At 70.9% G+C, this 5930-nt stretch carries 5 protein-coding genes; all 5 read right to left on the bottom strand.

Annotation, left to right across the window (positions count from 1 at the left end):
- Nucleotides 1–109 precede the first annotated feature (109 nt).
- From ACWDY5_RS22580 to ccrA, 5 genes are read right to left on the bottom strand one after another with little or no spacing between them, the layout of a single operon-like run.
- Nucleotides 110–1159: a class I SAM-dependent methyltransferase gene (locus tag ACWDY5_RS22580; protein WP_449724143.1), complete on the bottom strand. Its 1050-nt coding sequence runs from the start codon at nucleotides 1157–1159 to the stop codon at nucleotides 110–112.
- On the bottom strand, nucleotides 1159–2370 hold the full coding sequence (locus ACWDY5_RS22575) for a cytochrome P450 (protein WP_449724142.1): 1212 nt from the start codon (nucleotides 2368–2370) through the stop codon (nucleotides 1159–1161). The genes ACWDY5_RS22580 and ACWDY5_RS22575 overlap by 1 nt, the downstream gene beginning before the upstream one ends.
- A gap of 15 nt (nucleotides 2371–2385) precedes the next feature.
- Nucleotides 2386–3591 (bottom strand): cytochrome P450, encoded by a 1206-nt coding sequence (locus ACWDY5_RS22570; RefSeq protein WP_449724141.1) that lies wholly within the window; start codon nucleotides 3589–3591, stop codon nucleotides 2386–2388.
- A gap of 29 nt (nucleotides 3592–3620) precedes the next feature.
- Nucleotides 3621–4616, bottom strand: a complete 996-nt coding sequence (locus ACWDY5_RS22565; RefSeq protein ID WP_449724140.1) for a 3-oxoacyl-ACP synthase III family protein — start codon at nucleotides 4614–4616, stop codon at nucleotides 3621–3623.
- A 3-nt stretch (nucleotides 4617–4619) separates the two neighbouring features.
- Nucleotides 4620–5924 carry a crotonyl-CoA carboxylase/reductase gene (gene ccrA / locus ACWDY5_RS22560; RefSeq protein ID WP_449724139.1) on the bottom strand — a complete coding sequence of 435 codons (1305 nt, stop codon included), beginning with the start codon at nucleotides 5922–5924 and terminating at the stop codon, nucleotides 4620–4622.
- Nucleotides 5925–5930: the final 6 nt, after the last annotated feature.

Here is a 5930-nt window from a genome sequence, read left to right as displayed (position 1 = left end):
GATTTCCCCAGTTCCCCTTGGCTGAGCGCAGCCTCCCGCGCGCACCCATGGCGGGAACACAACGCGAGGGAGACGTTCGCCCGACGTATGGCGCCAGACCCCGGCTCTGCTAGGAGAGCCGGGCGAGCACCCGATAGGTGTTGGTCAGCCCGGCCCGCTCCGGCGCTAGCGCGATCAGCCGGTCCAGTAGCACACCGGCCACCGCCAGTGGCATGCCCGCCGCCACCACCACGCCGCGCGCCAGGCGCTCCAGCGGGTTCGGCGGCACCGCCAGCCACGGCGCGTCCCCGCGCGGGGCCAGGTTCTCCACGAACAGCCCGGCGGCGAGCATCAGGTCGAAGGGCATGTGCGCCTTCTTCCGGTGCACGTCGACCACGGTGAAGCCCTGTTCGGTCAGCTCCGCGCACAGGTTGCCCACCGGCACGAAGTTCAGGTGCTGCGGCTGCAACCAGGACAGCCAGTACCGCCCGAGCACCTTGGCCAGCCCGCACTCCGGATCGGGCACCTCGATCACCAGATGTCCGCCGGAGCGCAGGGTTTCCCTGGCCGCGGCGATCTCCTCGCGTGGTTCCACGCTGTGCTCCAGGTAGTGGAACATGCTGACCACGTCGTACTGCCCGGCCAGCCCGGCCGACAACGCGGTGAACCGGCCCTGGTGCGCCTGCCGGATCCGGCCCTCGCCCTCGGCCAGCAGCACCCCGTCGGTCATGTCGACACCGTCGAAGTCGGTGTGCGGGAACAACTTCGCCGCCGTGCCGCAGAAGTGGCCGTGGCCGGTGCCCACGTCCAGCCAGGCCTTGGGTTCGGTGTGTGGCCGCACCATCCCGGCCCGGCCCCGGTACGCGCCTTGCTGACTGCGGAATCGGCCCGCGGTGGCCTTCTCCCCCAGCCGGTCGTAGAAGTCCCGGTAGTAGAAGTCCAGGCCCTGCTCGGTCAGCCGCGGGTTCTGGAACACGTGCCCGCAGCCACCGCACTCCTCCAGCACGAACCGGCCGGGCTTGTGCTGCATGAGGTCCGGCGTGCGCAGTCGGGTGGTCAGCGCGGGCGAGTCACACCACGGGCACTCCCGCCTGCGCGGCTCGAAGAACCGCGCGGTGCCCCCGGCCAGCGCCGCGGCGTACTCTGCCCGCAGCCCGGCCACCACCTCGCTTCGCCCCATCACCGCCCCCAGGTGACCGGCAGGTTGCGCACACCCTGCAGCGCCATGCCGACGCCGACCGGGATCTCCGCGACCGGCTTGGCCAACCGCAGATCGGGGAAGGTGCGCAGCAGCGTGCCGTAGCCGACTCGCATCTGCACCCTGGCCAGCTGCTGCCCCAGGCAGATGTGCGGCCCGTAGCCGAGCGCGAGGTGCCCGGCGGCGTCCGGCCGGCGCAGGTCCAGCCGGTCCGGGTCGACGAAGCGGGCCGGGTCCCGGTTGGCCGCGGCCACGTGCACCAGCGCGGTCTCGCCCTGCCTGAGCAGCACCCCGTCGATCTCCAGGTCCTCCACCGGGCAACGCTGGGTGCCGTCCTTGACCACGCTCAGATACCGCAGCAGCTCCTCCACCGCGTTGTCCATAATGGACATATCAGCGCGCAGCTCCGCCAGTTGCTCCGGGTGGGTCAGCAGCGCGTACATGCCCAGTGCCAGCTGACTCGCCGAGCCCTCGAACCCGGCGATCAGCATGCCCAGGCAGGCCCCGATCACCTCCGGCGCGGACAGCTCGCCGCTGGCGACCACCGCGCTGAGCACGTCGTCGGCCGGGTCGGCCGCGCGCCGCTGCACCAGTTCGGCCAGGAACATGTAGATGCTCCCGATGGCCGTCTTGCTGTCCTCGTAGCTGCTGGCGTGGTTGAGGAAGGTGGCGGTGTCGGCCTCGAACCGGTCCCGGTCCTCATACGGCACGCCGAGCAGCTCGCAGATCACCATGGAGGACACCGGCACCGCGAAGTCCGTGGTCAGGTCGGCCGGTGGACCGGCGGCGAGCATGGCCTTGGCGTGCGACTCGGCCACCTCGGTGATCCGATCGGTCAGCTCGTTGATCCGGCGGGCGGTGAACTGCCCGGCGAACAGCTTGCGGAAGCGGGAGTGCTCCTCGCCGTCCATCTTGCTGAACATGCCGGGCGGGTAGTCCGCGGGGTTGAAGCTCTGCGCGCGCTCACCGGCGATGGCCGGGTGCGAGTACTCCGCCCGCGCGCTGAACCTCGGGTCGGTCAGGATCGCCTTGGCCTGGGCGTAGCCGGTGACGAGCCAGCCGGCGTGCCCGTCGGCGAAGGTGAACGGGGCGATCGGCGCCTGTGCCCTGATCCGGGCCAGCACGTCGGAGGGGTCCAGCGGGCGTTCCCGGGCCGGGGGCAGCCCGTTGCCCAGGTGGATGGTCTCGGTCATGGAGTTCTCCTTGTGCTACCAGGTGATGGGCAGGCGAACCGCGCCGTAGACGCCCGCGCCCGGTCGCAGTTCGATCTCCTCGGCAGGCACCGCCAGCCGCAGGTCGGGGAAGTGGCTCAGCAGGGTCGAGTAGGCGATGCGCAGCTCGATCCGGGCCAGCTGGTGGCCCAGGCACTGGTGGATGCCGTGGCCCAGCGCGAGGTGGCCGCCCGCGTCGGTCCTGGTGATGTCCAGCCGGTCCGGATCGGCGAAACGGGCCGGGTCCCGGTTGGCCGCGGGCAGGTGGATCAGCGCGGTCTCCCCCGCCTTCATCAGCACCCCGTCGATCTCCACGTCCTCCAGCGGCGCGCGCTCGGTACCGACCTGCAGCACGGTGAGGTAGCGCAGCAGCTCCTCCACCGCACCGTCCACAAGGGACGGATCAGCGCGCAGCGCGGCCAGCTGTCCCGGCTGGGTGAGCAGGGTGTAGGTGCCCAGCGCGATCATGTTCGAGGTGGTCTCGTACCCGGCGATGAGCAGCGCGATGGCCGCCCCGGTCAGTTCCGGATCGGTCAGCTCGCCCGCGGCGACCAGGTCGCTGAGCAGGTCACCGGCGGGTTCGCTCTTGCGGCGGTGCACCAGTCCGGCCACGTAGCCCCAGGTGCGGCCGACGGCGGCCATCGCCTCCTCGTGGCCGTTCTCCATGTCCATCAGCTTGGAGATGTCGGCCTGGAAGGATTCCCGGTCGCTGTAGGGGATGCCGAGCAGCTCGCAGATCACCAGCGACGGGATCGGCAGCGCGTACCCGCTCACCAGATCCGCCGGCGGGCCCGCGGCGAGCATGGCCTTGGCGTGTTCCTCGGCGATCTCGGTGACGCGTTCGGTGAGCTGGTTCATCCGGCGTGCGGTGAACTGGCCGGCCAGTTGCTTGCGGAAGCGGGTGTGCTCGGGCGCGTCCATCTTGTTGAACATGCCCGGCGGCACATCGGCCGGGTTGAAGTTGGCCGCCCGGTCCCCGGCCACCGGCGCGTGCACGTACTCCAGCCGGGAACTGAACCGCGGATCGGCCAGGATCGCCCTGGCCTGGGCGTGGCCGGTGACGATCCAGCCCTCGTGCCCGTCCGGGTAGGTGAACCGGGCGATCGGCGCCTGCGCGCGCAGCCTGCTGATCACCTCGGGCGGGTCCAGCGGGGTGTCCCTGGTGGTGGGCAACCCGTTGCCCAGGTGGATGGTCTCGGTCATCTGATCTCCTTGGGATCGCTGGTCTCGGCTCAGCCGATCGGGGGCGCGCTCCAGCGCAGCAGGCCCGCGCCGAGGTTCATGCCGCTGCCGAAGCCGGCCAGCAGCACCAGATCGCCCACGTTGAGGGCACCGCGCCGCCAGGCGTCCTCCAGGGTCACCGGCATCGAGCCGCTGCCGAGGTTGCCGTAGCGGTCCAGGGTCAGGTGGGTCTGCCCGGTGAAGCCGACCCGCCGCACCAGCTCACTGATCACCACGCCATTGGCCTGGTGCGGCACGAAGTGGTCGATGGTGGCCGGGTCGACGCCTGCCCGGTCGAGCACTCTGGCGACCAGGCCGGGCACCTCGCCGAGCACGAACTGGGCCACCGCCTTGCCGTCCATCCGCACGAAGTGCTTGCGGCCGATCAGGGTGGCCGGGGTGGCGGGCAGCCTGCTGCCACCGGCGTCGATGCCCAGGATGGGCGCCGCCTCGCCGTGGCTGCGCAGCTCGATGTCCCGCAGCCCAAGGCCGTCGGGCACCGCGCCGATGAGGGCCGCGCCCGCGCCGTCGCCGAAGAGGGCCACCGTGCCGCGGTGATTGGGGTCGATGAACCGGGAGTAGACGTCCGCGCCGATCACCAGCACGAGTTCGTCCGGGTTGCCGCGCACCAGGTTGCGGGCCAGGGCCACACCGTGCAGGAACCCGTTGCAGGAGGCGTTGAGGTCGAAGGCCGCGGTGTTGCGCGCGCCGATCGCCTCCTGCACCAGGCAGGAGGTCGGCGGCAGCGGGGCATCAGGGGTGGAGGTGGCCAAGATCAGGTGGGTCACCCGGTCCGGGGTCACCCCGGCCCGTTCCAGGGCCTGTTCGGCGGCGCGGATGGACAGGTCCGAGACCGCCTCGTCCGGGGCCGCGTAACGCCGGGTGCGCACGCCGGTGCGCTGCACGAACCAGTCCGGGGTGACGCCGAAACGATCCGCGATGTCCTCGTTGCGGATCTCGTCCTTGGGCACGCAGGCGCCCATCGAGAGAATGCCGACCGCGGTCACGGCTCAGCCCTCCAGCGGCCGCAGCCGCGCCTCGCCGATGCGTGCCCTGGCCGCGGGATCGGTGATCCCCTGCCCCGGTTCCGTTGCCTGGCAGAGCACACCGACCTTGCCGATGTGCTGGTTCTGCTGCACCAGCCGGGTCGCCTCGCCGACCTCGCTGAGCGGGTAGACCCCGCTGAGCACCGGCACCACGTGACCCAGTTCCGCCAGCCGGTTGGCCTCCCACTGTTCCAGCAGGTTCGCGCCGTGGCTGCCGATGACCCGGTTGAGCTTCATCCACAGGTAGCGGTTGTCATACTGGTGCTGGTACCCGGTGCTGGAGCCGCAGGTGACCACCACCCCACCGCGGCGCACCACGAACACCGAGGTGCCGAAGGTGGCCTGGCCGACGTAGTCGAAGGCGATGTGCGGATCCTCGCCGGTGTGCTTGCGGATCAACCCGCCCAGTCGTTTGCCCGCGGCCAGCACAGCGGCCGGGTCGTGCCCGTCGCCCTCGCCGAGCCCGATCTCCCTGCGGTCGATCACCACGTCCGCGCCGAGTTTGCGCACCAGCTCGGCCTTGCGCTCCGAGCCGACCACCGCGACCGCGATGCCACCGCCGTTCTTGACCATCTGCACCGCGTGCACGCCAAGACCACCGGCCGCGCCCCACACCAGCACCACATCACCCTGCTTCATCCGGGCGCCGCGCTCGCTGACCAGCATCCGGTAGGCGGTGCTGTTGCACAGCGGCATGCTCGCGGCCTCCTCCCAGGACAGGTGCCCCGGCTTGGGAATCAGCTGGGAGGCCCGGACCACCGCGTACTCGGCCAGTCCGCCGAAGTTCGTCTCGAAGCCCCAGACCCGCTGCTGCCCGCTGATCATCGCGTCGGCGTGCGTGACCGGGTCCTGGTCGTCGGCCTGGACCGGACTGATCAGCACGTGGTTGCCGCGCTGCCAGCGCCGCACCCCGTCACCCACCTTGACGATCACGCCCGCGCCGTCGGAACCGACCACCTGGTAGGGCTGGTCGTGCCTGCTCTCCCACCGGCCCTGCTTGGCGTACTTCTGCAGGAAGCCGAAGGTCGGCACCGGCTCGAAGGTGGCCGACCACAGGGTGTTGTAGTTGATGGCGCTGGCCATCATCGCGACCAGCACCTCATCCGGCGCCAGTTCGGGCATCGGCACCTGGCCGACCCGCAGCGAGCGGCGCACGTCCTTGTCCCGCTCGCCCGCGAACATGCCGACGTCCTCGGCGCGCAGGTGAGCCGCGGTGTAGTGCTCCGGGATGTCCTGCTCGGGCAGGTCCTCGGTGTGGACGGAGGTCATGCTGTT

This window comes from Crossiella sp. NPDC003009, from assembly GCF_053591555.1.
This window is presented reverse-complemented; position numbering and strand designations above follow the sequence as displayed.

Coding starts and splice junctions, on each gene's coding strand:
- ACWDY5_RS22580 (WP_449724143.1), bottom strand. CDS start 1,159: ATGGGGCGAAGCGAGGTGGTGGCCGGGCTGCGGGCAGAGTACGCCGCG.
- ACWDY5_RS22575 (WP_449724142.1), bottom strand. CDS start 2,370: ATGACCGAGACCATCCACCTGGGCAACGGGCTGCCCCCGGCCCGGGAA.
- ACWDY5_RS22570 (WP_449724141.1), bottom strand. CDS start 3,591: ATGACCGAGACCATCCACCTGGGCAACGGGTTGCCCACCACCAGGGAC.
- ccrA (WP_449724139.1), bottom strand. CDS start 5,924: ATGACCTCCGTCCACACCGAGGACCTGCCCGAGCAGGACATCCCGGAG.